The organism is Mesorhizobium sp. M7A.F.Ca.US.011.01.1.1 (assembly GCF_003998295.1).
Taxonomy (GTDB): domain Bacteria; phylum Pseudomonadota; class Alphaproteobacteria; order Rhizobiales; family Rhizobiaceae; genus Mesorhizobium.
In genome coordinates this window covers 85,992-109,630 of the sequence record NZ_RZRT01000007.1, presented here as the reverse complement: position 1 = coordinate 109,630, position 23,639 = coordinate 85,992, and the positions used below count along the sequence as shown (strand labels likewise).

Annotated in this window: 23 protein-coding genes and 1 pseudogene; 13 read left to right on the top strand and 11 right to left on the bottom strand. The window is 60.7% G+C overall.

What is annotated here, in order from left to right:
- The first annotated feature begins 124 nt into the window (after positions 1 to 124).
- From EOA13_RS11330 to EOA13_RS11320, 3 genes are all read left to right on the top strand, one after another.
- Positions 125 to 2,278 carry a penicillin-binding protein 1A gene (locus tag EOA13_RS11330; protein WP_127292540.1) on the top strand — a complete coding sequence of 718 codons (2,154 nt, stop codon included), beginning with the start codon at positions 125 to 127 and terminating at the stop codon, positions 2,276 to 2,278.
- A 119-nt stretch (positions 2,279 to 2,397) separates the two neighbouring features.
- Positions 2,398 to 2,982 (top strand): DUF1214 domain-containing protein, encoded by a 585-nt coding sequence (locus EOA13_RS11325; protein ID WP_127292537.1) that lies wholly within the window; start codon positions 2,398 to 2,400, stop codon positions 2,980 to 2,982.
- Positions 2,975 to 3,544 carry a DUF1254 domain-containing protein gene (locus EOA13_RS11320; RefSeq protein WP_127292534.1) on the top strand — a complete coding sequence of 190 codons (570 nt, stop codon included), beginning with the start codon at positions 2,975 to 2,977 and terminating at the stop codon, positions 3,542 to 3,544. The genes EOA13_RS11325 and EOA13_RS11320 overlap by 8 nt, the downstream gene beginning before the upstream one ends.
- Before the next feature lie 138 nt (positions 3,545 to 3,682).
- Here EOA13_RS11320 and EOA13_RS11315 read toward each other — a convergent pair whose 3' ends face one another.
- Together EOA13_RS11315 and EOA13_RS11310 are read right to left on the bottom strand one after the other, a co-directional pair.
- Positions 3,683 to 3,871, bottom strand: coding sequence for a hypothetical protein (locus EOA13_RS11315; protein ID WP_127292531.1), 189 nt, complete (start codon positions 3,869 to 3,871; stop codon positions 3,683 to 3,685).
- A gap of 237 nt (positions 3,872 to 4,108) precedes the next feature.
- Positions 4,109 to 5,008: a hypothetical protein gene (locus EOA13_RS11310; protein WP_127292529.1), complete on the bottom strand. Its 900-nt coding sequence runs from the start codon at positions 5,006 to 5,008 to the stop codon at positions 4,109 to 4,111.
- A 601-nt stretch (positions 5,009 to 5,609) separates the two neighbouring features.
- Here EOA13_RS11310 and EOA13_RS11305 point away from each other — a divergent pair.
- A complete protein-coding gene (locus EOA13_RS11305) occupies positions 5,610 to 6,647 on the top strand; it encodes a hypothetical protein (RefSeq protein ID WP_127292527.1) in 1,038 nt (345 codons plus the stop codon).
- Here the strand turns inward: EOA13_RS11305 and EOA13_RS11300 are convergent.
- The 3 genes from EOA13_RS11300 to EOA13_RS11290 all read right to left on the bottom strand — a co-directional run bounded on the left by EOA13_RS11300 (position 6,625) and on the right by EOA13_RS11290 (position 9,704).
- Positions 6,625 to 6,972 carry a DUF1491 family protein gene (locus EOA13_RS11300; RefSeq protein ID WP_127292524.1) on the bottom strand — a complete coding sequence of 116 codons (348 nt, stop codon included), beginning with the start codon at positions 6,970 to 6,972 and terminating at the stop codon, positions 6,625 to 6,627. The two genes, EOA13_RS11305 and EOA13_RS11300, sit on opposite strands and share 23 nt — an antisense overlap.
- Positions 6,973 to 7,201: 229 nt before the next feature.
- Positions 7,202 to 7,999 (bottom strand): peptidoglycan-binding protein, encoded by a 798-nt coding sequence (locus EOA13_RS11295; protein WP_023812791.1) that lies wholly within the window; start codon positions 7,997 to 7,999, stop codon positions 7,202 to 7,204.
- A complete protein-coding gene (locus tag EOA13_RS11290) occupies positions 7,974 to 9,704 on the bottom strand; it encodes a PAS domain-containing sensor histidine kinase (RefSeq protein WP_127292521.1) in 1,731 nt (576 codons plus the stop codon). The genes EOA13_RS11295 and EOA13_RS11290 overlap by 26 nt, the downstream gene beginning before the upstream one ends.
- Positions 9,705 to 10,240: 536 nt before the next feature.
- On the opposite strand from EOA13_RS11290, the gene EOA13_RS11285 reads away from it, so the two are divergent.
- A complete protein-coding gene (locus EOA13_RS11285; protein ID WP_127292690.1) occupies positions 10,241 to 10,594 on the top strand; it encodes a DUF5330 domain-containing protein in 354 nt (117 codons plus the stop codon).
- 100 nt (positions 10,595 to 10,694) lie between these two features.
- Positions 10,695 to 11,123 carry a SufE family protein gene (locus EOA13_RS11280; RefSeq protein WP_127292519.1) on the top strand — a complete coding sequence of 143 codons (429 nt, stop codon included), beginning with the start codon at positions 10,695 to 10,697 and terminating at the stop codon, positions 11,121 to 11,123.
- 141 nt (positions 11,124 to 11,264) lie between these two features.
- On the opposite strand, the gene EOA13_RS11275 is transcribed toward EOA13_RS11280, so the two are convergent.
- Positions 11,265 to 11,690 (bottom strand): MucR family transcriptional regulator, encoded by a 426-nt coding sequence (locus tag EOA13_RS11275; RefSeq protein WP_013532660.1) that lies wholly within the window; start codon positions 11,688 to 11,690, stop codon positions 11,265 to 11,267.
- A 441-nt stretch (positions 11,691 to 12,131) separates the two neighbouring features.
- Positions 12,132 to 12,503, bottom strand: a complete 372-nt coding sequence (locus EOA13_RS11270; RefSeq protein ID WP_127292516.1) for an SH3 domain-containing protein — start codon at positions 12,501 to 12,503, stop codon at positions 12,132 to 12,134.
- A gap of 161 nt (positions 12,504 to 12,664) precedes the next feature.
- Here EOA13_RS11270 and EOA13_RS11265 point away from each other — a divergent pair, with 161 nt between their 5' ends.
- The 3 genes and pseudogenes from EOA13_RS11265 to EOA13_RS11255 all read left to right on the top strand — a co-directional run bounded on the left by EOA13_RS11265 (position 12,665) and on the right by EOA13_RS11255 (position 15,975).
- A complete protein-coding gene (locus EOA13_RS11265) occupies positions 12,665 to 14,788 on the top strand; it encodes a S9 family peptidase (protein ID WP_127292514.1) in 2,124 nt (707 codons plus the stop codon).
- A pseudogene (locus EOA13_RS11260) lies at positions 14,785 to 15,410 on the top strand (LysE family translocator). The gene EOA13_RS11265 and the pseudogene EOA13_RS11260 overlap by 4 nt, the downstream one beginning before the upstream one ends.
- A 157-nt stretch (positions 15,411 to 15,567) precedes the next feature.
- Positions 15,568 to 15,975: an SET domain-containing protein-lysine N-methyltransferase gene (locus EOA13_RS11255; protein WP_127292511.1), complete on the top strand. Its 408-nt coding sequence runs from the start codon at positions 15,568 to 15,570 to the stop codon at positions 15,973 to 15,975.
- Here the strand turns inward: EOA13_RS11255 and EOA13_RS11250 are convergent.
- The 4 genes from EOA13_RS11250 to EOA13_RS11235 all read right to left on the bottom strand — a co-directional run bounded on the left by EOA13_RS11250 (position 15,972) and on the right by EOA13_RS11235 (position 19,275).
- Complete coding sequence (locus EOA13_RS11250; protein ID WP_127292508.1) at positions 15,972 to 16,922, bottom strand: cytochrome c; 951 nt, start codon at positions 16,920 to 16,922, stop codon at positions 15,972 to 15,974. The two genes, EOA13_RS11255 and EOA13_RS11250, sit on opposite strands and share 4 nt — an antisense overlap.
- A 9-nt stretch (positions 16,923 to 16,931) precedes the next feature.
- Positions 16,932 to 17,369 carry a cytochrome c gene (locus tag EOA13_RS11245; RefSeq protein ID WP_127292506.1) on the bottom strand — a complete coding sequence of 146 codons (438 nt, stop codon included), beginning with the start codon at positions 17,367 to 17,369 and terminating at the stop codon, positions 16,932 to 16,934.
- Between the two features lie 324 nt (positions 17,370 to 17,693).
- A complete protein-coding gene (locus tag EOA13_RS11240) occupies positions 17,694 to 18,290 on the bottom strand; it encodes a superoxide dismutase (protein ID WP_023812781.1) in 597 nt (198 codons plus the stop codon).
- Positions 18,291 to 18,396: 106 nt separating this feature from the next.
- On the bottom strand, positions 18,397 to 19,275 hold the full coding sequence (locus EOA13_RS11235; protein ID WP_127292503.1) for a branched-chain amino acid aminotransferase: 879 nt from the start codon (positions 19,273 to 19,275) through the stop codon (positions 18,397 to 18,399).
- Positions 19,276 to 19,432: 157 nt separating this feature from the next.
- On the opposite strand from EOA13_RS11235, the gene EOA13_RS11230 reads away from it, so the two are divergent.
- The 4 genes from EOA13_RS11230 (at position 19,433) to EOA13_RS11215 (ending at position 23,503) form a co-directional block, all read left to right on the top strand.
- Positions 19,433 to 20,095 carry a haloacid dehalogenase type II gene (locus tag EOA13_RS11230; protein ID WP_127292500.1) on the top strand — a complete coding sequence of 221 codons (663 nt, stop codon included), beginning with the start codon at positions 19,433 to 19,435 and terminating at the stop codon, positions 20,093 to 20,095.
- Positions 20,096 to 20,266: 171 nt separating this feature from the next.
- Complete coding sequence (locus EOA13_RS11225) at positions 20,267 to 21,091, top strand: L,D-transpeptidase (RefSeq protein ID WP_127292497.1); 825 nt, start codon at positions 20,267 to 20,269, stop codon at positions 21,089 to 21,091.
- 121 nt (positions 21,092 to 21,212) lie between these two features.
- Positions 21,213 to 22,295 carry an alpha/beta fold hydrolase gene (locus EOA13_RS11220; protein ID WP_127292495.1) on the top strand — a complete coding sequence of 361 codons (1,083 nt, stop codon included), beginning with the start codon at positions 21,213 to 21,215 and terminating at the stop codon, positions 22,293 to 22,295.
- 158 nt (positions 22,296 to 22,453) lie between these two features.
- Positions 22,454 to 23,503 carry a class I SAM-dependent methyltransferase gene (locus EOA13_RS11215; protein WP_127292687.1) on the top strand — a complete coding sequence of 350 codons (1,050 nt, stop codon included), beginning with the start codon at positions 22,454 to 22,456 and terminating at the stop codon, positions 23,501 to 23,503.
- Positions 23,504 to 23,639 lie beyond the last annotated feature (136 nt).

Below are 23,639 nucleotides of genomic sequence, written 5' to 3'. Positions count from 1 at the left end.
CGATACTGTGTCTTCGCTGCCCTTGTGAGTGCTGGAAAAATGGAGGAATAGTCTCCCGGAATGCATCGCCCTGAAATTGCCGGTTTGCGGTTCTCAGGTCGTGCAATTGCTAGCCGGATATCGAATGGCCAGTCCCGAACCGCGCAAGAGAAGAGGTCCGATCGCCGCCCGGCTGTTGGCGCTCGATGCGTGGATCGATTCGTCGCTCTACGAGATCGGCTTCAAGGCGCGCCAGTTCTGGGAATCGGCGACGATCTTCTCGCGGCGCTTCCGCGTCAACGGCTGGCGCCGTGGCATCATCGAACTGTTGAGCGAAGGTTTCACGCTCGGCGCCGGCGGCATCGTGGTGATGCTGGCGCTGGCCATTCCGGCTTTCCAGGACACGGCCGGCGACTGGCGCGCCCAGGGTGACTTCGCCGTCACCTTCCTCGACCGCTATGGCAACGAGATCGGCCAGCGCGGCATCATCCAGCGCGATTCCGTGCCGGTCGATGAGATGCCCGATCACGTCATCAAGGCGGTGCTTGCCACCGAGGACCGTCGCTTCTTCGATCACTACGGCATCGATGTGCTCGGCCTTTCGCGCGCCATCTTCGAGAATGTGCGGGCGAACTCCGTCGTCCAGGGTGGATCGAGCATCACCCAGCAATTGGCCAAGAACCTGTTCCTCACCAATGAGCGCACGCTGGAGCGCAAGATCAAGGAAGCTTTCCTGTCGCTGTGGCTCGAGGCCAATCTGTCGAAGAAGGAGATCCTGCAACTCTATCTCGACCGCGCCTATATGGGCGGCGGCACGTTCGGCATCGAGGCTGCCGCCGACTTCTATTTCGGCAAGAGCGTCAAGGACCTGAACCTGGCCGAGGCGGCGATGCTGGCCGGCCTGTTCAAGGCGCCGACCAAATATGCGCCGCACATCAACCTGCCGGCGGCGCGCGCGCGCGCCAATGTGGTGCTGTCCAACCTTGTCGATGCCGGCTTCATGACCGAAGGCCAGGTTCTGCAGGCCAGGCTGCATCCGGCCGATGTCGTCGACCGCGGCGAACAGAAAAGCCCTGACTATTACCTCGACTGGGCATTCGACGAGGTCAAGAAGATCGCCAAACCTGGCCAGCACTCGCTCGTCGCCCACACCACCTTCGATGCCAACATCCAGAAGGCGGCGGAAGAATCGGTGGAATTCCACCTGCGCCAGTTCGGCAAGGAGTACAACGTCACCGAAGGTGCCGTCGTCGTCATCGAGACCAACGGCGCCGTGCGCGCCATCGTCGGCGGCCGCGACTATGGCGCCAGCCAGTTCAACCGCGCCACCAAGGCGCTGCGCCAGACCGGCTCGTCATTCAAGCCCTATGTCTACGCAACCGCGATGGAACACGGCTTCACCCCCAACTCCATCATTTCCGGCGGCCCGATCAGCTGGGGCAGCTGGTCGCCGCATAATTACAACGGCGGGTCGGCGGGCAACGTCACGTTGATCATGGCAATGGCCAAGTCGATCAACACCGTGCCGGTGCGGCTGGCCAAGGACCATCTCGGCATCGGCCCGATCAAGGCCATGGCCGAGGCGATGGGTGTGGAATCGCCGATCGAAGCACACAAGACGATGGTTCTCGGCACCTCGGGCATGACCGTGATGGACCAGGCGACGGGCTACAGCGTGTTCGCCGACAATGGCTTCGTCGGCTCCCGGCACGGCGTCAGCCAGCTCGTCACCCGCACCGGCGAGGTGGTCTATGATTTCGCCAAGGATGCGCCGCCGCCGCACCGGGTGCTGTCGGAGCAGGCACTGAAATCGATGAACACCATGCTGGCGGCAGTGCCGGTGATGGGCACCGCGCGGCGGGCTCAACTTCCCAACATCGTCGTCGCCGGCAAGACGGGCACGACGCAGTCCTACCGCGACGCCTGGTTTGTCGGCTTCACCGGCAACTACACGGCGGCGGTGTGGATGGGCAATGACGACTTCACGCCGACCAAGAACATGACCGGCGGCTCGCTGCCGGCGATGGTGTGGCAGCGACTGATGGTCTACGCGCACCAGAATATCGACCTCAAGCCGATCCCGGGCATCGACAAACCTTTCGTCGACGAGGAGATCGCGGCCAAGGCCGAGGAAGCGCTGAAGAAGAGCGACGAACAGGCGGCGGCCAATGCGGCGGCCGAGCGGCCGCCGGTGCTGTCCAGCCGCACGACCCAGACGCTGCGAGACATGACCACGCTGTTCCAGTCGGCCCCCGTCCTCAGTACGCCGCAGCCGCCGGAGACGCTGTCGGCGCTGTGATCTTTCCGATGGGCAGGTCTTTCGACTGGTCCGCGGCGGCAAATCCATCGGCCCGCTTGCCACAAGGCCCCGCGCCGCGATATCCCCGAGCGGCAACTCTTCTGTGTCCCCGGCCCCTCATGCTCAAAACTGCCTTCCTGACGCTGCTTTCGCTTGCCATAGCCATCGTCGGCGGTGGCGGCAGCGTCTGGTATGCGCTGAAAGTCCAGGATGGTGTCGGCGCCATCAGGATCGGCCAATGGACGGCCTTTCCCGATATCGGCACGCCGGCCGCCGATCCCTATTCCAAAGCCCGCGTGGCGCGCGAGGGTGTGCTTGCGCTCGGCCGCGCCGAGGGGCTGTCCTTCGTCGCCGAGCGCGACACGGGCGGCGCCGAGCTCAAGCGCGAATGCACCTACACAATCGAGGGTGGTTTCCCGACGGCACGGTTCTGGACGCTTTATGCCGCCGACCAGTCGCTCGGCGTCGTCGAAACCGGCAAACCCCGGCTGGCGGCGCTGCAATCCTACGGGGTGGTGCGCCAGCCCGACAATTCGGTCATCATTTCCGCCGGACATCACCCGATGCCGGGCAACTGGCTGCTGACCGACGGCTTCGGCAGGATGTATTTCGTGCTGACCTTCTATGACACGCCGATCGCCAGCAGCACCGGCCTGTCCGACGTCTCGCTGCCGCATATCGTCAAGGTCGGCTGCAATGCGTAGTTTTTACGCTGCGATGCGCGGACTTCTGCATGCCGTCCTGCTCGGCCTGCTCGGCGCCGGCATCGTCCACATCGTCGTGCTGCTTCTGGTGCCTGAATTTTCCGAACGCGATGCCTGGTCACGGCTGTCCATGGCGTCGGATCTCTACAAGATGACACGGCTCGATGCCGAGGCCGGGGGCGCGCCCGTGGTGAAATCCGTTGACCCGCTGTTCTATGCAACGGCGTGCCGGTTCGATCTGGGCGAAGGCATGGTCCGCGTCAAGGCACCTGGACATGTCCCGTTCTGGTCGGTCTCGGTCTATGACCGCAGCGGCCACAACATCTATTCCTTCAACGACCACACAGCGACCGGCGGCGTTCTGGATGCCGTCGTGCTGACGCCGGCGCAGATGATCGACGTGCGCAAGGATCTTCCAGAGGATCTTCAGGGGGCGATCTTCGTCGAAGCGCCGATCGAGGAAGGCATCTTCGTCATCCGCGCCTTCGTGCCCGACAGCAGCTGGAAGCCGATCGTGTCGCACTTCTTCGAACAGAGTTCCTGCGAGTTGCAGGACTTCTAAAGCGTGTCGCGTCTGAACGGATTCAGACGACCCGCTTTAGATCTTTGTTTATGCATGTCGTTATCCCAAAACCGGGGTCACTTTTGCGCGACATGCACTAGCCATGATCCCGGACCAGTGGTCGGTGGCCGCCGAAACTCAGTGGTGCGGGATCGGTTTTGTTCCTGGCGAGCCCGGCTTGTCGGGATCGACCGGCCGCACTTCGCCGGCACACGGCCGCTCGTAGCGGATGCCGGGAAAGATGATCACCGCCGCCGGCATTTCAGCGGTTTGCTTTACTCTGGTGTTTGGTGCCGTACGCGGCACGAAAGACAGTACCATGCCCATGGTTCGCGCATTCCTCTCGGTTTCCCCGGAGCACAACGCAACGCCTCCAAATGTCATTAAGGCCGGCAGAGGGTTAACGGAACGTTACCGCGTATCGTTGTTTTCAAAGGACAATTAATTAAAACGCCCTAAACGCTTAAAACGAATTCTTAAAACGCCTCGATTTCAGGGGCTGGCGGTGAAAATCCTCCGGTCCCTTCGTCTATTAGCCGTCGATAAAGTTGCGCCATGCTACTTTCAGGGCTTTTCAGACGGGCGAGCGTCTTTCTTCTTCCGGCTGAAGAATGCCTTGCATTTCTGCCACTCGGTCGGTTCGGACGCAAAGCCCTTATGCCATTGCTCATAATCCTTCGGGTCTGGGAGCAATGCCTGCACCTCTGGCGCGGAATAGTCAGCTTTGGCAACTTTCGGTAACCGCCAGAGAATGTGATGCCGATATTTTCTGCGAACCTCTTGGCCGTGCTTAGTCAGGGCCTCTGCCAACTCTTTGCAGAAATGGATGCAATCGTTGCAATAGCTCTCAATCGCAAAAAGCGTCTGTTTGTACTTCTCATCCGCACCACCTTCGAACGGAATGCCAAGATAGCGGATCAGGATTTCATCGTCTGGCCTTGCAGGCCCCTCATACCATTTCGTTATCATGTCGTTTCTGGCCGCCATCGACGTGTTGAGCGCGTCAATCGCAGTACTCACCGCGATCGCTAGCGAGAGCGTTTTCGTATCGAGCGTGAGTTTTTCAAAAGCGATGGTCTCCAACCGATCCATCGGAACTTTCGAGATAGGCAGGCTATGCAAGTCTGCCTGAAACAGAAATTTCTCCTGTTGCTCACCCTCCTTTGCTGCCTGCCTTTTCTCAATGAAGTCCGCGAACTGCTTTTCCATTTCGCGGAACCGGGCCAGCATCCCAATCAAATGCTGCTTCTTCAGCGACATGAAACTGTTGCCGATTGAGAAACAAAGGGCTTGCGCGGCGTTCACGGCTCTCAACGTAGCCACTATCTCGCGACGCTGATCTCTGCGAAAGATCGCGACCTGTGCTCCCCATGCACCAGCAAACGATGCTGCCACGCCGACAATCGCCGTACTGACGTTTTGGCTGGAATTTAGGTAATGCCAAAGGCTTGTAAGCTGGCTCATTTTCCACCCTAAAATTGACCAGCACTCTCATCGTCCGCGAAGATTCGAATCAATAGCTGGTTGGTTGGATAACTATCTGTTCCTCCCTGACGAGTCATCGCGCCACTACTAATAAGCCAGCACGGATCTTCTGCAGGTCATCGATTATTTTGCCAAGGAATATGCGGTCATCTCGCAAGCGCCAGTCATCTTTTTGACGAGGGCCAGAGATTTGAGAGCGTAGAGCATCACGGAAGCTAGATTGTGACGCCTGGATCACCGACCTTGGTCAAATGGCCGGTCACTCGACATCCTTACAATTTCCACAGTCTATGACCGTGAAAACCTCGCGGCTGCACAGAGGGTTTCTTTGAAGCGCTCCGAAGGAGTGCAAGTTGGATGCGGCAGCATGATCACGGGATTTCGAGAACACTTTCGGCGCTTTAAGTAAAGTGTTCTCGTTATTTAAATTTCTAAAGCGGATGCGTGTTAGATCAACCGCTTAGGTTAACGGAACGCTAACGGATCGTCGCTAACTTGATCTTTGTTCTTGGCGCTCGCGAAACCGGCACAGTCCCGGTCGAGCGCGGCCAAGTTTGTGTCGAGTACGGGCGTATCCTTCGTGTCATCTTCGGACTTCAGGCAAATCGCGGTACGAAAAGACTCGGGAAAGGCCGAAAGGCTGTTCCGCGCCGCGGTGTCGGCGTTCTGCTCGCTCACCCGCCCTTCACGCCGTGAGATTGGCCAACTCGAAGACCTGACGCTGCCGCTGTTCGACAACGTGTCCGTCGAATCTCGCCGTTACGTGGCGGCCGCCCTTTCCGAATGCGAATACGCCCCCGCCGCCCTGGTGCGCCGCCTTTGCGCGGAACCGGTCGACATTGCCGCGCCGCTGCTCATCCGCTCACGCGCCGTCAGCGACATCGATCTCATCGCCCTGATCGGGCGACATGGCCTGCCGCATGCGCGTGCCATCGCCCGTCGCAAGGGCTTGAACCCGACCATTGCTGATCTGATCAGGGCCCTAGAGAGGCCAACCCTGGTGCGTGCGCCTGAACCGGATGCGAACGCCGCCGCGGCAGACAAGATCGCGCCAGCGAGCGCGGAAACCGCCTCTGGCGAGTTGGCCCGGGAACAGGCGCTCGGCATCGCAGCCGAGAATGCACGGCGCAGGCTGCGCTCGATGATGCGCACGGGCGATGAGGCGGCAGCGACGAACGCCGATCCTTTCAAGGGCGCCGACACCTATGTGAAATTGCGCGAGACAGCTCTGACGGGAAACGCCGCGTTCTTCCAAACCGCGCTCGCCGATGCACTCGATATCGATTTCGAGATCGCGCGATCGCTCACCGCCAACCAGAATTATGCCTCGCTGCTTGCCGCCTTACGCTCGCTCGACCTCAGCGAAGACAGGGCCTTCCTGATCGCGGTTGCCGTCTATCCCAGCCAGTTCCCGCATCCGCAGGCTATCCGAACTTTCCTCGACCGTTACCGGCTGCTGCATCGCGAAGCGGCCCAGGACAAGATGCGGTCGTGGCGGGCGGAAACCCTTTCAAGGGCGGTTCGCGGCGCAGCACCTGCCAACAGCGATACACGCACCGCCTCGAACAGCGACGATGCGGCTGATACCTCCGGCCTCAGGGCGTCTTCACGGAAATAAGCTCCTCGACGGGCACGGTGCCGGCCTCGATCTCGACCACCCAGATGTCGGGATCGAACTTTTTCTCCCTTTCCAGCCTGGCGTCGAGCACCGCGGCATCCTCGCCGGCTCCGAGCAGAGTGAAAAACCGGTCGTCGGGCTTGGCCGAATCATAGCTTGTCTGCGGCGCCGGCCCGAACAGGGCAACCTCACCCAGCCTGCCCCGCGCCAGCACGAACACAGCGCCGGCCTCGGTCGCGCCGCGCTTGACCACGGCGGCAAATCCGCCGGCGCCGAAAACCCGGCGCAACAGGGCCGAGACCCACAGATCCGATGTGACACGCATGAGAAAACTCCGCGAATGCATGTCGCCCAAAAGGTGGGTTCCGGTTTTGGAACAACGGCATGCATGAGAACAAGGCAGGCGGGTTCTCTAAAGTAGTTTGCCGTTTCAAGGAAACGGCAAACTACTTTAGCCCTTGTTTGACGCGATTCCGGACGGAAAACCGTTTCACACTTTTCCTGGAATTGCTTTGTCGATATTTCCGCCGCTGGGCGAGCCGTCGTTTCAGCCGTCAGTTGGTCAGGCCGATCTCGCGCATCTTGACGTAGACGATCTCATCGGGCTCGCCGGTCTGCGGCAGCCCGAACAGCGACTGGAATTCCTTGATCGCTGCCTTGGTGCGCGCGCCGACGACACCATCCAGCTGCATGTCGTCATTGCCGAACGCCTTGAGCCCGGCCTGGATCTTGACGATGCGGGCATCGGGCGCTTGCGTCGCGGCATTCGCCTGTCCGGAATTTGTCTGTCCCGAACCTGTCTGCAAAGACACCGGAACCGCGGCCGGCGTATCCGGACGCGGCTGCGGCCTGGGTACCACGGAAGCGGTTTTCGGCGTCGCGCCCAGTTGATCGAGCAGAAGCGCGTCGATCTCGCCGGACGTGTTGAGCCCAACCTTCTGCTGATAGTCCTGGATAGCCTTGCGGGTGTTGGGTCCGGAAATGCCGTCGACCGTTCCCGAATAGAAATCGAGATCCTTCAATATGCCTTGCACCTGCTCGACAACCGGATCGCCCTTGATCGGCGCCGGCGCGCCGGATGGCCGCACGATGTTGAACGTCGTTTCCGGCTCGTCGGGCGCCGCGTGCGGAAAGCCCGCAATGCTGCGGGTCGCGAAGAATGCGCCGGCATGCGGGAAAGGCTGGTACCACAAGGCATTTGCGGAGACGTAGAACAGCGTCACCAGGAATGCCGTCGAGCCGCCCACCAGGACAGGGTTGCGCGAGATCATGCCGCCGACGGCGACAGCGCCGTCCTGAAAGGCGTTGCTGCGGCGCTTGACCGCCTTAGCCTGTTTTGCGGAGCGAGCCATTTCTGTCCCCTTTCGCCATCGCCACAGGCATGGTCAGCACGCCGGCCTTCTCCGCCTGATGTCCCTTCGGTCCGTTCACCGGCAGGCTGATGGTCACCGTGGTGCCCTCGCCCGGCATGCTTTCGATGGACATCGTGCCTTCGTGCAGCGCCACCAGGCCCTTGACCAGTGAAAGGCCAAGACCAGTCCCCTCGAAACGGCGGGTATAGTCGTTCTGGATTTGCATGAAGGGCTTGCCGAGATTGGCGAAATCCTCCTCGGCGATGCCGATGCCGGTGTCCCTGACCCAGAAATGCAGGCGCGAACCGATCCGCTTGGCACCGACGACGACGTCGCCGCCGTCGGGGGTGAATTTGATCGCGTTGGAGACCAGGTTGATGAGCATCTGCTGCACGGCGCGCTGATCGGCATTGATGTCGCCGGCGTCCGGCGCGATCTGCGCCCGCAGATCGATGTTCTTGGCCTGCGCCTGCAGTTGCATCATCGACTGGCACATGTCGACCGCTTCCGCGAACCGGAACGGCTCCGGCTCGGTCGCATAAACGCCCGATTCAATCCTGGACACGTCGAGTATCGAGGTTACGACGGCGAGCAGATGCTGGCCCGAATCCCGTACCAAGCCGACATATTCCTTCTGGCGCGGATCCTTGAAGGTGCCGAACATCTCATGCAGCAGCATATCCGAGAAGCCGATGATGGCATTCAACGGCGTGCGCAGTTCGTGGCTGACCACCGCCAGGAAGCGCCCCTTCGCCACCTCGGCGGATGCGGCCGCCTCATTGGCCGCCGCGAGATCCTCACGCAACCGGCTGATCTCGTCATTCTCGCGCAGGACGAGCGTAAAGACGCCACCCTGTTCCTCACCACGCACCAGATCAAGCGAGAACGGCCGGTAATTGTCGGCCGTCAGGCTATTGCCGTTCTGAGGCAGCCGGATGCGCAATTCGAGCCGGCGCGACAGCGCACCGTCGCGCATGTCGGCCATTGCGCTGAGATAGGAAACGCGATCCGACAGATGGACGCGATCGAAGAGGCCGTTTCCGGACAGCAGTTCGGGCGGCAGTTTCAAAAGCGTGCGCGCTTTCGGCGACGCGTCCAGGACCTCGCCATGACGGGCAACGCGCAAGACCACCGCATCGATGATGTCTTCGAGCTGGTCGGCAGTGTCGACCACAGCCGCGTCGGCCGTGTTTTGAAACGCCGATGCACGCGGCATCAGTGTCAGCGCCCACGCCAGCGGCACCAGCCAGTGCCACGCCGCGATCTGCGCTCCTGCGAACGGGAATACGGTTCCAGCCAAAGGCTGAGCCAGGATGGCGACAGCGGCCGACACGGCTCCCCACAGTGCTGCACGTCGCGAGCCGCCGATCCACCCGGCTTCGAAAGGCAGCGCCAGGACAAGCATGGCGACAGGCGAACCCAACCCGCCCGCGGCGGCAATGAGACTGCCGAGAGAAATGCCGGCCAGCACCAGGGCGACCCGACTTGCCATCGCCATCTTGCCGGTCGCCGCCACCAGCAAGGCGACGAACCAGCACAGGCCAAAGGCGGCGAAGATGGCGGCCATGGTGACGGCAACGCCCATGCCTGAAGTGACCAGCGTGACCGCGGCGCCGGCGGCAAAGAAAGGAGCGGCGAGCATGACGCCGATGAAACGGCGCTGGCGCTCGCGGTCGCTCCGCCCAAGGATGGACGGATGGACCATACGTTCGCAACCGGCAGAAATCGCGCCAGGCAATTCAACGTATCTGGCCTTGATTGAACTCAACTCAACGCACTCGCACTTGTCGTGGACAGCTCTGCTTTGCAGATGGTTTTGGTTGGCTTTGAAACTCGCATCCAGCGTTTAAGGAATGGATAAGGCAGGGCCGACCAAGGCCCTGGCCTGCGGCAAATATCGGGATGCCGGCCGCCGAAAGCACGGGCAAATGCAGCCATAGTAAACGGAGAGTTATCCGGCGACGGCACCTATCGGACAGACGCACACGGCACCCGGACTTCCACATTCCAAGAAAAACACAGGAAAATCATGGGGATATATGGTTATTTGTTGTTAAGGAAAATCACTGGCAATTGAGACAAATCGATTGCAGAACGCTTCGTTTCGAATTTGCCTAAAATTTGAGGAAAATTCTCTCTTTGCCCGCAAGCGGTCCTTTGCGCCTGTGTGCCAAGATCCTGCCTACAAAAGAGGTCATGCCATATGGATGCATGATCCAGTCACGACGAGAGGGCAAGGACATGGTCTTCCTCATAAGAATGGCTTTCTGGTTTTCGCTGGTGCTGCTGGCGCTGCCGCTGACTGTGGGCCCCGATGAATCGGGCCGCGAAAGCGTCGGGCCGATCCAGGCCTTGTTTGCGGCACGCGAAGCGGTTGGCGATATCGCCGGCATTTGCGAACGCAAGCCCGATGTCTGCGAGACCGGCAAATCGGCAATGCACACCATTACCGCCCGCGCCAAGGAGACCGCCAAGATCGCGGCAGCGATAATGGACGACAAGTCCGCCGCCGGCCCCGACACGTCGACGATGACCGGCAGCCTGCCCGAAGAAATCGTCTTGCCCGAGACCGTCAACCTGCCGCCTCAGAATTAAGCCGCTTCGACGGCGCACCGCGGGCTGTCTGCCCTCTCGACGCCCGCGGTGTCCTTGTTTTTTCCGTGACGCGGCGCCGCCGCGTGACTATATCCGGGCCATGACCACCACGATCCAGACGATCCGCGACGATTTTTCGTTCCTCGAGGAATGGGAAGACCGCTATCGCTATGTCATCGAACTCGGCGAGGCGCTGCCGCCATTTCCCGACGAGCAGCGCAGCGCCGCCAACAAGGTGCCGGGATGCGTGAGCCAGGTCTGGCTGACCACCGAACGCGGGGCTGGAGCCGACCCAGTCATCACCTTCACCGGCGATTCGGACGCTCACATCGTGCGTGGACTGGTTGCGATCATGCTGGCGCTGTTTTCCGGCAGGACCGCCAGCGAAATCCAGCAGACCGATGCGGAAGCGACATTGAAAGAACTCGGCCTCGACGAACATCTGTCGCCGCAGCGCGCCAACGGCCTTCGCTCGATGGTCAAGCGCATCAAGCGCGACGCCGAGGCAGCGCTCAAGCAGACCGCCTGACACCTCCATACCCGATCCGCGCGTCGCGGCGCGCAAAAATCAAACGGCGCCCGAAGGCGCCGTTGATGTCGATCCGATCTGGCTTATTTTAACGCAATTCCCAAGGGAAAGCTCTATGCGCTGGAATTGCTCTGGCAGCGATTACCGCGCTTTGCGCTTGCGGCCGAGGCCCATCTTCTTGGCAAGCTGTGACCGGGCAGCCGCATAGTTGGGTGCAACCATCGGATAGGTCGGGTCAAGGTTCCACTTTTCGCGATACTGATCCGGTGTCAGGTCATAGTGGGTCATCAAATGACGCTTCAGCGACTTGAACTTCTTGCCGTCTTCAAGGCAGACGATGTAGTCGTCATGAACCGACCGCTTCGGGTTGACCGCCGGCTTCTGCTTGTCGGCAGGCGGCTGTTCGGCGGTTCCGCCCACACGCCCGAGCGCAGCATGGACATCGGATATCAGGTTCGGCAATTCGCCGACCGGCACGGGATTGTTGCTGACATAGGCGGCCACCACATCGGCGGTCAATTCGATCAGCGCATCGCTGTTTCTGGAAGGTGTTTCGACAATATCCATGGTCTTCGGGCCCCAACAAGAGTTACATCGATCTGCGCCCTTTTTTACAAGCAGGGCATCGCACGAATTTTGTGCAGGTAGAGTTTCTACGATTCGTGTCGCGGGCACATCAATGAGCGCGCAGACCAAGTAAGTCAATTCGGCCCTTACGCTATATTGAACGATATTGATCAATTATTCCACGATCAGCTTCAATCTTTCGTGCATTGTGTAATTTATCGATATTTCGCGCTCCCGCCGGCGGCGGCTGACGTAACGTCAGATCGCCGTTACATTCGTGGCGACTCACGAAACGGGTTTTAATGTTTGATCTTGCTTGGCTATCGCCCGAGCAATATTGGTTGTTCACATTTATCCACAAAACCGTAGGTTGCCGTGGTCATACGCAAGCAATCATGCATGCCTGTCATCCAACCGATCGGCTGATTGCTGCCGCGTCAATCAATGCGGGGTGATGTATTTGCCATAGGCCCAGCCGGTGATGAAATTGCCGTTCTGGGCCGGATCATGCCAGACTTCGCACCAGCGATAGCGAATCTTCTGTTCCTGCTTCCATGCCGGCTGGTTGGCGATGTCGAGCAGGTTTATTCCGCCGGTGCATCGCCCGGTCATCTGCAGAACGGTCCCGTTCGGATATCCCGCCTGCTTCTGGGATGTGCCCGAAGGGTATTTGCGTACATTGAGCGTGTCGCCGAACGGCACATTGGCCACTTGCCAAGCCGCAAATACGGTCGCATGAGACTGGCCGGCAAAGGCCAGAGTTAGCGAAGCAACGGCGAAAGCCGCAGCAGTCCGAGACCAAATAGTCGTCATCTCTCCTCCCGGCTCATCTCCTGGAGCCGACACAACCCATACGCTGTGGCTCTTGAACCTGCCCTGAGCGGCGTGTTCATTCGCCGTTCAAGATATTTCTCCATTTGAGATGGTCCATTCAAGGTACTGGCCCATTCAAGATACTGGCAAAGCGAGAAGCAATGACCAAGACATCCATATTTCCGATCGTCAGCCCGCCTACGCCCGAGAAGCGGCCGGTTTCCGACACGCATCACGGCATCACGCGAACCGACGACTATGCCTGGCTGCGGGCCGGCAACTGGCAGGAGATGTTCCGCGACCCGTCATTGCTCGATGCAGGAATCCGCGTAGAACTCGAGGCGGAGAACGCGTACCAGTCGAAGCTGATGGCCGACACGGTCGAACTGCAGAAGCAGCTTTTCAAGGAGATGAAGGGCCGTATCAAGGAAGACGATTCTTCCGTGCCGATGAAGGACGGACCCTATGCCTATGGCTCGTCCTTCAAGCTTGGTGGCGAGCAGCCGCGCTATTTCCGCATGCCGCGAGACGGCGGTGCCGAGCATATCCTGCTCGATGGCGACGCGGAGGCCGCGGGCAAGGCCTATTTCCGTCTCGGCGGCGTCGACCATTCGGCCGACCACGCCAAGCTGCTGTGGGCGTTCGACGACAAGGGCTCCGAATTCTACACGCTTCGCGTGCGTGACCTTGCCGACGGCAGGGAGCTTGAGGACCAGATCCCCGACACCGGCGGCTCAGGTGTCTGGAACGCTGGCAATGACGGCTTCTTCTATACACGTCTCGATCCCAACCACCGCCCGTCCAAGGTGCTGTTCCATGCGCTTGGCGACAGCCCGCAAAGCGACCGGCTGATCTATGAGGAAACCGATCCCGGCTTCTTCATGAATGTCGACGGCACCCGCAACAGCGAGTGGATCATGATCGGCATCAACGATCACGAGACCTCGGAATACCGCCTGATGCGCGCCGACGATCCGTTTGCCGAACCGAAACTGGTATCACCACGCGAGGTTGGCCTTCAGTACGAGTTGGAAGAAGGCGGCGACATCTTCTTCATCCTGACCAATGCCGACGGCGCCAAAGACTTCAAGATCATGACGGCGCCGGAGAGCGATCCCGTGCGCGCCAACTGGCAGGAACTGGTGCCGCACGAGCCCGGCCGGCTGATCCTGTCGGTGATCGGCTTCAGGGACCACATGGTCCGGCTCGAACGCAAGGAAGGCCTGCCGCGCATTGTGGTGCGCGACCGGATCAGCGGCGAGGAGCATCTTTTGTCCCTCGACGAGGAGGCCTTCTCGCTCGGCCTGTCGGGTTCCTATGAATACGACACCGAGATCATGCGCTTTTCCTACTCGTCGATGACGACGCCGGCGCAGGTGTTCGATTACAATATGCGCACCCGCGAGCGGGTCCTGCTGAAGACCCAGGAAGTGCCGTCCGGCCATGATGCGGACCACTATGTCACGCGGCGCCTGATGGCGCCGGCCAGCGACGGCGAACTGGTGCCGATCTCGCTTTTGCATCATCGCGACACGCCGCTGGACGGATCCGCGCCTTGCCTGCTTTACGGCTACGGCTCCTATGGCATCACCGTGCCGGCAGCCTTCAACACCAACTGGTTCTCGCTGGTCGACCGTGGCTTTGTCTTCGCCATCGCTCACGTTCGCGGCGGCAAGGACAAGGGCTATGGCTGGTACGATGACGGCAAGCGGGAGAACAAGATGAACACGTTCACCGATTTCATCGCCGTCGCGCGCCATCTGGTCACGGAGCGTTACACGGCGCATGACCGCATCGTCGCGCAGGGCGGTTCGGCCGGCGGCATGCTGATGGGTGCCGTCGCCAACATGGCGCCGGATTGTTTTGGCGGCATCGTCGCCGAGGTTCCCTTCGTCGATGTCCTCACCACCATGCTCGATGCGACCCTGCCGCTGACGCCGCCGGAATGGCCCGAATGGGGCAACCCGATCGCGTCCGCTGACGACTACCGGACCATTGCCGCCTACTCGCCCTATGACAATGTCGCTGATCACGACTATCCGCCGATCCTGGCGCTGGCCGGTCTCACCGATCCGCGCGTCACCTATTGGGAACCGGCCAAATGGGTGGCCCGGCTGCGCGACCGCAAGAGCGGGGACAATCCGGTTCTGTTCAAGATCAACATGGATTCCGGCCATGCCGGCGCTTCCGGCCGGTTTTCGCGGCTGGAAGAGATCGCCTACACCTATTCCTTCGCGCTGAAAGTGATGGGCAAGGCGCAGCCTACGGGAGCAACCAACAAATGATCGACCTCACCACCCTGATCGCTTACATCGCGGTCGTTTTCGGCTTCGTCTTCATTCCAGGCCCCGCCACCCTGCTGACGATCGCCCGGCAACGAGTTCCGCAACCAAGGTCGGCATCGCGACGGGCGCCGGGATCGCTGCCTGCGATGTCTTTCACACCGTCATGGCGATGATCGGCATATCGGCGATCATCGCCGCGTCGGCGACGCTGTTCAGCGTCATAAAGTACATCGGCGCGGCCTACCTGATCTATCTCGGCATTCGCGCGATCATGGAGAAAACACCGGCCAATCCGGCTGCCGGCGCGCTTGCGATCTCTGCCGGCAAGGCGTTTCGACAGGCTGTCCTGACCGAAGTGCTAAACCCCAAAACCGCTCTGTTCTTCCTCGCCTTCCTGCCTCAGTTCATGCGGCCTGAAAACGGAACGGTGATGCTTCAGATGGCCGCGTTGGGGGTCATCTTCGTCGTACTGGGCCTTTTCAGCACGGTCGTCTTTGCCGTGAGCGCTGGCCGGCTCGGCACGTTCCTGCGCCGAAATCCGTCAGTGTTACGATGGCAGGGCAAAGTTGTCGGCGGCATCTACTGCGCTTTGGGCGTCCGTCTGGCGCTGCAGCAACGCTGACTCCAGACGATGATCGACGCGCCCTTTCCGGAGGGCTGGGTGATCAGGACTTTTTGAAGTTCCGTTGCTCATTTTCACTCGCAATTGCGATGACCGCGCGCTACCCAGTGCGCGGCTTTTCCCGGCCTGACAACCTCCAATCGCGTAAAGGTTCATTATGCTGCTCGTCGACGTCTATCTCGACAAATCGTCCATCCAGGGAATCGGCGTCTTTGCCAAGAACCACATTCCTCGCGGTACTCTGATCTGGAAGCTGGACCCAAGGTTCGATCGGCTCATCAAGGTCGAGACTTATGAGCGCGCGGCCGGCCCGGTGAAGAGCTATCTCGATCGCTACTCCTATCCCGACCGCCGCGATCCGAACTACATCGTCTTCGAAGCCGACGACGCGCGCTATATGAACCATGCCGACGAGCCGAACTGCGACGTCTCCTCACCCGAGGAGAGCTTTGCGCTGCGCGACATCGCGCCTGGCGAAGAGCTGACATGCAACTACAACCATTTCTTCGAAACGGGCTTCGATTTTCTCGGTGACCGCCACCTGTCATCCGCAGACTCGGTCTAGTTCGCCGTCTTCTTGCGGGCCGGATAGCCGTTTGGATGCGCCGGGATCGCCTTCAGATAGGCGGCGATGGCCGCACGGTCCTGCGGCGTCAGTTCGGCGATATTCCGCTGCACGTCTACCATGGCGCCGCCGACGGAATCGAAATCGGGCGTGAAGCCGGTTTCGAGATAGTTGGCGATGTCAGCCTCCGACCAGTTGCCTAGACCGCCCTCGCCCGACGTGATGTTTGGCACGACGCCGCTGCCTTCGGCGGCCACGGCGCCCGCCAGCCACTCGTTCTTCTTCGTGCCGCCGGCAAGATCGCGCGGCGTGTGGCATTCGCCGCAATGGCCTGGCCCCTCGACCAGGTAGCGGCCTGATATCACCGGATCAGGCGTGCCCTGGGGGAAGGCAACAACCGGCTGGTCGCTGAGGTAGAGCAATTTCCACAGGCCGATGCCGCGGCGGATATTGAAGGGAAAACCGAGCGAATTGCCCGGCGCCTTGCCGGCGACGGCCGGCAACGTCTTCAAGAAGGCATAGAGATCGCCAATGTCGGCCGGATTCATGCGCGCGTAGGATGCATAGGGAAACGCCGGATAAAAATGCTCGCCCGACGGCGACACGCCCTTCAGCATGGCGTTGGCGAGGTCCTCGACCGACCATGCGCCGATGCCATCCTTGGGATCTTGCGAAATGTTGGGCGGCACGAAGGTTCCGAACGGCGTCTTGAGTTCGAGGCCACCCACGAGTTGAAGCCGGGCGTCGCCCTGTGAGCCCGGCTTTGCATGGCAGGATGTGCAACCGCCGGCATAAAAGATGCGCTTGCCCCTGGCTGCGTCGCCAGGACCGAGCTTGGCCAGGGTTTCCCTGTCGAGCCTCACCGGAGCCGACAGGACCCACCCGGCAACCGCGCCGACGCCGCCCAGAATGACGACGGCGCCGACAAGTTTCTTCAGCCATGCCATGGCTGGTGATCAGCCCTTCTTGATTCTGTAGCCTTGATGGCAGGTGCCGCAATCCGAGCCGATAGCGCCGACTTGCGCCTTCAGCGCGTCGGCATCGGCGGGAGCCGCAGCGACCGCGGCCTTGACGTCGGCGAGATATTTGTCCTCCGCTGCGTTGAAGCCAGCCATGTCTTCCCAGATTTTCGGCGAGGCCGTGGTGTCGCCGGTGTCGCTGCCGGCCGGGAACAGCGCATCGGCATCGAATTTGTCGGCATTCGCCTGCAGCGCCTGGAGTTGCGTCAACACAGCCGCCGCATCAAAGGGTTCCTCGCCCTTGACCACTTTCGACAGGCCCCCGACGATCTTTCCGCGTTCCTTCATCAGTGCCTGCCGATCGAGGATCGGGTCGGCAAAGGCCGCCGAAGCCGCGAGTGCGAGCATAGAGATGGCGATAACAAGCTTTCTCATTCAATTGGCTCCATGATGAAGGCATTTCGGGACAGGACGTTAACGGATGCTACAGGGGAAAAATTCCCTTCCCCCGGATGATTTTTGCCAGACCTTTGTTACGGGAATCTCGACGCAGAAAAAGAAAAGCCCCGCGCGATGAACTGCCCCCCGAAAGTTGGGCATCAACCTTCGGGGGGAGCAGTTCATCGCGCGGGGCTTCTCTACGATCGATCAGGACATCAAACGCGCTGTGTTCAAGCGGACTCGAACGACGCGGTTTGAGTCTTTGTTTTCGTGCATGTCGTTATCCCAAAACCGCTGCGCACTTTTGGGCGACATGCATCAGGCCTTTTCGTACAATTCGAGGACATGGTCCCAGTTGATCAGGCTATCGACGAACGCCTCGAGATATTTCGGCCGGGCGTTGCGATAGTCGATGTAATAGGAGTGCTCCCAGACATCGACGCCAAGGATCGGCGACGCGCCATGAACGAGCGGGTTCTCGCCGTTCGGCGTCTTCGAGATCGCCAGTTTGCCATCCTTGACCGAGACCCAGGCCCAGCCGGAACCGAACTGAGTCGTGCCGGCGGCAATGAAGTCGGCCTTGAACTTGTCATAGCCACCAAGATCGCTATCGACTGCCTTCTGCAAGGCGCCCGGCAGCTTGTTGCCGCCGCCGCCTTTCTTCATCCACTTCCAGAAATGGATATGGTTGTAGTGCTGGGCGGCATTGTTGAAGAGGCCGGCATTCTTGCCGAACGACTGCTTGACCACCTCTTCGACCGACAGATCACCCAAGCCGGCCTCGGCGGCGAGCTTGTTTCCGTTATCGACATACGCCTTGTGGTGCTTGTCGTGGTGATATTCCAGCGTCTCTTTCGACATGTAAGGCTGCAAGGCCTCATAGTCGTAAGGCAGAGCGGGCAATTCAAAGGCCATGGATAGTACTCCCTCGTGGAAAAATCCGGTGTCGATACCGGAGTAAGATAGGTCTGGAATGGATTGGGACAACTCCGGATGAAGCGTCGGTCGCCTTTTTATCCGCTCAAGCGGCGGAAGTCGAATGCGCCCAAGCCCAATAGAGTTCGCGCGCCTTTTTGGCCACCGGCCCGGGTTGCAGATTGCGATCCTCGATACGCGTGACCGGCACCACCTTGGAATGGTTCCCGGTCGAAAAAATTTCGTCCGCTTCGAGGAAATCTCGCACCGACAGCGTCTTTTCCGTGGTCCTGAAGCCATATTCGCCGAGCAGCGTTATCGTGCGCGAGCGGGTGATGCCGGACAGGAAGGTGCCGTTCGGCGCAGGCGTAAAGACGTGACCGTCCTTGACCAGGAAGATGTTCGAGGTTCCGGTCTCGGCGACGTTGCCCAGCATGTCGAGCACCATTGCGTTGTCGAAGCCGCGCATCTTGGCTTCGAGAATGGCTCGACCGTTGTTGGGGTAAAGGCAGCCGGCCTTGGCGTTGGTCGGCATGGTTTCGATGGTCGGACGCCGGAACGGCGACACGGTCACCGAAAAGCCAGTCGCCGGAATCATCGGTGATTCATAGAGGCAAAGGCAGAAGCGGGTCGAGGCGGGATCGGCCGGCACGCCCATATAGCCGCCATGCTCGGCCCAGTACATCGGCCTGATATAGACCGCCGTCTTGCCATCGAACTTCTTCAACCCATCCCATGTCAGCCCGACGATCTTGTCGGCGCTCATGTTCGGCTTCAGGCCGAGTGCGATCGCCGAAGAATTCACCCTGGCGGCATGCAGGTCGAGATCCGGCGCCACGCCTTCGAACCAGCGGCCACCGTCGAACACGCTGGTGCCGAGCCACATGGCGTGGCTGCGCGGCCCCAGAATGGCGACGTTGCCCTCGTGCCAATCACCATCGACGAAAGTCCATGTCGCGGATTGCGCCGCAGCCGCCAGTGTCATCTTGTCGTCCCGCCTCAATCGGTCTCGTGTGACGGCCATTGGAAGATGCTTTGGCGGGCGCCGTCAACCGGCATCATGGAGTTTTGTTGAGGCCAGTGCCGGGGCGCAATGCAATCAAAGCTTGCACCTTGTCGCACCTGCCCTCAAAACTGTTGTCATGCAATACGCCGCCTATGTCTTCGACGCCTATGGCACACTGTTCGACGTGCATGCCGCCGTGCGCCGTCATGCCGACCGGATCGGGCCGGACGGCCAATTGTTGTCGGAGATCTGGCGCGCCAAGCAGCTCGAATATTCCTGGGTGCGCACGCTGATGGGCGCCTATGCCGATTTCTGGCAACTGACCGAACAGGCGCTCGATTTCGCCTTGCGCAAGATTCCCTCGGCCGACCCCGGTCTCAAGGCGATATTGCTGGATGCCTACTGGCGGCTGGATTGCTATCCGGAAGTGCCGGCCGTGCTCAAGGCGCTCAAGGCTTCGGGAGCGAAGTTGGCGATCCTGTCCAACGGCTCGCCCGAAATGCTGCAGGCAGCGGTCAAATCCGCCGCGCTCGACCAGGTTCTGGATGACATCTATTCCGTCGACAGGGTGCGGCGCTTCAAGACCGATCCGGCTGTCTACGATATGGTCGCCACCGGCTGGCGCCTCTACCCCGGCGCGGTTTCCTTCCAGTCCTCCAACCGCTGGGACATTGCAGGCGCCACCAAATTCGGCTTTCGCACGGTGTGGATCAACCGTTCCAACCAGCCCGAAGAATACCAGGATTTCCCTCCGGCCCTTATCCTGCCGTCGCTCGAAGCCCTTGTGCCCGGCAGCTAGGAGACCTGTGTCTCTGGCGCCACAGTAGCGGCTCGGTCACAGCTTCGCCTTTGTTTGCCCACGTTCGGGCCAGAATCGGAACCGCCTATCGCCCCAGGTGTTGTCAGGCACCCCGCGGAACTGTCGGCGAATTCACGCTTTGTTGCGATTTGAGACTTAAAGAAGGCAACCATGTCCATAACCGAAATCGAATCTTTTCGCCTGAGCCGTCGCGGCTTTCTCAACGCCGCGGCCCTGGGCGCCGCTTCGATCGCGGTTTCCGCATGCGCCACTACCGGGCCGGGCCCGGTCGAGCCGCCGCCGCCAGCCTATGTCGAACCGCCCCTGGCCGATTATGTGACGATGTACGCGGCAGTCAGCGACGGCGGCTTCGATTTGCCGGCCATCCCCGTCGACAAGATCGATCCGCAGTTCCTGCGTCAGATCGTTCCCGACCCGACGGAACAGAAGCCGGGAACCATAGTCGTCGATACCACCGGCCACTTCCTTTATCTGGTTCGTCCAGGCGGTCAGGCGATACGCTACGGCGTCGGCCTTGGCCGCGCCGGCTTCGAATGGTCCGGCGACGCCGTCGTTCAGTGGAAGCAGAAATGGCCAAAGTGGACGCCGCCGGACGAAATGATAGCCCGCCAGCCGGAATTGAAGCCTTACAGCGCCGACAATGGCGGCATGCCCGGCGGCCTGAAGAACCCGCTCGGCGCACGCGCGCTCTATCTGTTCCAGGGCAATGTCGACACGCTCTATCGTCTGCACGGCTCGCCTGAATGGCGGTCGATCGGCAAGTCGGTATCGTCAGGCTGCGTGCGTCTGATGAACCAGGACATTATCGACCTCTATGATCGCGTGCCCTCGAAGACGCCGGTCGTCGTGACCAGCGACGCCAGCCAACCCATGGTGGCGACGGCCAACCGACAGGCGATCCCGATCGACGCCGGCGTGCCGGACGGTTCGGTGCTGCTTGGACCGGTAAAGGCGATCACCAACTCCATCTTCTGATCAGGCGAAGGGGCGGCGGTTACGACGCTCCTTCACCGGATTGTCTCTCTGAAACGGAACCGATTCTGCATCGGCGGAGACCGGTCTGTCGCGTGGCGTCCCACTGCGATATTCTGTGGTGATGAAACTCAGCCAGAGCATACGGTTCTGCACGTCCGAGGACGGTACCCGCATCGCTGTCGCATCATGCGGGGAAGGCAAGGTGATCGTTCGGGCGGCGCACTGGCTGAGCCATGTCGATTATGATCTCGAAAGCCCGGTTTGGCGGCCATGGCTCCAGTCCCTTTCGGCCCACAACCAGTTTGTGCGCTACGATCCACGCGGTTGCGGTCTGTCGGATCGCCATGTCGCCGACCTCTCGATCGAAGCGTGGCACGCAGACCTGGACGCCGTGACGGCGACCATTGAGCAGCCAAGTTTCGTTCTGCTCGGTCTTTCGCAAGGCGGCGCTCTCAGCATCGCCTATGCGCTGCGGCATCCTGAGCGGGTGTCGCATCTGGTGCTGCTGAATGCCTACGGCCAGGGTGCGAGAGTTCGAGCGCAGACCGAGGCCGAGCGATTGGAAGCCGAAACACTCGTCAATTTCGTGCGCATTGGCTGGGGACGCGAAAATCCTGCGTTCTGCCACTTCTTCACCAACCTTTTCATTCCCAACGGGACACAAGAACAGCATCGCTGGTGGGGCGATCTTGAGCGCGTGACGGCAAGCGCCGACGTAGCCGCCCGCCTGCTCTGGCAGATGCAGGGGATCGACGTCCTCGACCTCGCGGTAAAACTCCGCGTCCCGACGTTGATAGCGCACAGCCGCGGGGACATGCGCGTGCCATTCGATGAAGGCTGCAAGCTTGCCGCAGCGATCCCTGGAGCCCGCTTCCTGCCGCTTGAAAGCAAAAATCACGTTCTCCTGCCGACCGAGCCAGCCTGGAAGGTGTTCCAGGATGAACTCGATGCCTTCCTCGGACATGAGCGGCCAAGGCAGCCGCGCGCAGTCCGAGAGGCCGGCCTGACACCTGCCGAGGCGGCGCTTCTGGATCTGGTCAAACAGGGGCTGGACAACCGCGCGATCGCGAAGCGCTTGAGCAAGAGCGTGAAGACCGTGCGCAATCAACTGTCGATGATTTTCAGCAAGCTCGGCGTCCACAGCCGATCGCAGGCAATCGTGATGACGCTGTCCGACAGAGAGCGAGCGCCCCAGCCCGATTGAGTTCCTCGCAGACCACAAACAAGGGACTTCTGTCCCTATTTGCGTTCGCTTTCACTTCCCCCACGGGACTGCTGCATCATGCCCATCATCCGAGGGTGTCTCATCCTCGGAATCGACGGAGCGATAGGCCGTCGTCCGAAGATCAGGAGGAACCCGACATTACGCAACTCAATGAAACCAAGCTCAATGAATTGGTAGGCCGCGTTTTGGGCGACCTTGGTGGTGCGGTCAGCGTGCCGTTGGTTCGGATCGGAGATGCGCTGGGTCTTTACAAAACGCTCAAGGAAATCGGCCCTGCGAAGGCCGACGAACTTGCCGATGCTGCAGGATGCGCGCGTCGCTACGTTCGCGAATGGCTGTCGGCGCAGGCGGCGTCCGGCTACGTGCACTATGAACATGGACGGTTTTCGCTGACGCCCGAGCAGTCATTCGTATTTGCCGAACCCGACAGCCCGGTCCATCTGATTGGCGGGTTCGATACCGCGGCTGCTATGGTCGAGAACCAGCCAAAAGTGGAATCGGCTTTCAAGACCGGGCGAGGCGTTGCCTGGGGCGATCAGGCAGGGTGTCTGTTCTGCGCCGTGTCACGTCTGTTTCGGCCGGGTTATGTCAATGCCCTGGTGAAGGACTGGCTACCGGCGCTTGACGGAGTCGTCGCCACGTTGAAGGCAGGGGCATCAGTGGCCGACGTTGGATGTGGGCACGGTCTGTCAACGATCCTGATGGCGCAGGCGTTCCCCGCCTCCCGCTTCATAGGTTACGACTTCCATCCGGCCTCGATTGCCGCCGCGACCGCGCATGCCCGGTCGTATGGACTGACGAACCTGAATTTCGAGGTCGGCCGGGCCCAGGATTTTGGCGGGCGCGACTTCGATCTGATCACCTGCTTCGACTGCCTGCACGATATGGGCGACCCAAAGGCCGCGGCGGTGCATATTCGCAAATCGCTAAAAGAGGGCGGCACCTGGATGATCGTCGAACCCATGGCGGGAGATACTCTGGAGGAAAATATCAATCCGGTCGGACGGCTGTACTACTCGGCCTCGACGATGATCTGCGTTCCCACATCACTGGCACAGGAAATGGGCCTCGCGCTCGGCGCTCAAGCAGGAGAGAACCGGCTGACGGAGGTGATCCGGTCAGGTGGGTTCTCTCGTGTCCGGCGGGCTGCCCAGACCCCACTCAACATGGTGCTCGAAGCGACCTGACGCAGAAAAGGTCGGTTCGGGCCCTCCTCGAACCGGCAACGTCTTTCCGGCAAAACCGGCTGTCCCAATGCCGCCTATCCGATGCGGCTCCAAGCCACGGGCATTTCGCCAAAGCGGATGCCCCTGCCTTAGATCC

Coding starts and splice junctions, on each gene's coding strand:
- EOA13_RS11330 (WP_127292540.1), top strand. CDS start 125: ATGGCCAGTCCCGAACCGCGCAAGAGAAGAGGTCCGATCGCCGCCCGG.
- EOA13_RS11325 (WP_127292537.1), top strand. CDS start 2,398: ATGCTCAAAACTGCCTTCCTGACGCTGCTTTCGCTTGCCATAGCCATC.
- EOA13_RS11320 (WP_127292534.1), top strand. CDS start 2,975: ATGCGTAGTTTTTACGCTGCGATGCGCGGACTTCTGCATGCCGTCCTG.
- EOA13_RS11315 (WP_127292531.1), bottom strand. CDS start 3,871: ATGGGCATGGTACTGTCTTTCGTGCCGCGTACGGCACCAAACACCAGA.
- EOA13_RS11310 (WP_127292529.1), bottom strand. CDS start 5,008: ATGAGCCAGCTTACAAGCCTTTGGCATTACCTAAATTCCAGCCAAAAC.
- EOA13_RS11300 (WP_127292524.1), bottom strand. CDS start 6,972: ATGCGTGTCACATCGGATCTGTGGGTCTCGGCCCTGTTGCGCCGGGTT.
- EOA13_RS11295 (WP_023812791.1), bottom strand. CDS start 7,999: ATGGCTCGCTCCGCAAAACAGGCTAAGGCGGTCAAGCGCCGCAGCAAC.
- EOA13_RS11290 (WP_127292521.1), bottom strand. CDS start 9,704: ATGGTCCATCCGTCCATCCTTGGGCGGAGCGACCGCGAGCGCCAGCGC.
- EOA13_RS11285 (WP_127292690.1), top strand. CDS start 10,241: ATGGTCTTCCTCATAAGAATGGCTTTCTGGTTTTCGCTGGTGCTGCTG.
- EOA13_RS11280 (WP_127292519.1), top strand. CDS start 10,695: ATGACCACCACGATCCAGACGATCCGCGACGATTTTTCGTTCCTCGAG.
- EOA13_RS11275 (WP_013532660.1), bottom strand. CDS start 11,690: ATGGATATTGTCGAAACACCTTCCAGAAACAGCGATGCGCTGATCGAA.
- EOA13_RS11270 (WP_127292516.1), bottom strand. CDS start 12,503: ATGACGACTATTTGGTCTCGGACTGCTGCGGCTTTCGCCGTTGCTTCG.
- EOA13_RS11265 (WP_127292514.1), top strand. CDS start 12,665: ATGACCAAGACATCCATATTTCCGATCGTCAGCCCGCCTACGCCCGAG.
- EOA13_RS11255 (WP_127292511.1), top strand. CDS start 15,568: ATGCTGCTCGTCGACGTCTATCTCGACAAATCGTCCATCCAGGGAATC.
- EOA13_RS11250 (WP_127292508.1), bottom strand. CDS start 16,922: ATGGCATGGCTGAAGAAACTTGTCGGCGCCGTCGTCATTCTGGGCGGC.
- EOA13_RS11245 (WP_127292506.1), bottom strand. CDS start 17,369: ATGAGAAAGCTTGTTATCGCCATCTCTATGCTCGCACTCGCGGCTTCG.
- EOA13_RS11240 (WP_023812781.1), bottom strand. CDS start 18,290: ATGGCCTTTGAATTGCCCGCTCTGCCTTACGACTATGAGGCCTTGCAG.
- EOA13_RS11235 (WP_127292503.1), bottom strand. CDS start 19,275: ATGACACTGGCGGCTGCGGCGCAATCCGCGACATGGACTTTCGTCGAT.
- EOA13_RS11230 (WP_127292500.1), top strand. CDS start 19,433: ATGCAATACGCCGCCTATGTCTTCGACGCCTATGGCACACTGTTCGAC.
- EOA13_RS11225 (WP_127292497.1), top strand. CDS start 20,267: ATGTCCATAACCGAAATCGAATCTTTTCGCCTGAGCCGTCGCGGCTTT.
- EOA13_RS11220 (WP_127292495.1), top strand. CDS start 21,213: ATGAAACTCAGCCAGAGCATACGGTTCTGCACGTCCGAGGACGGTACC.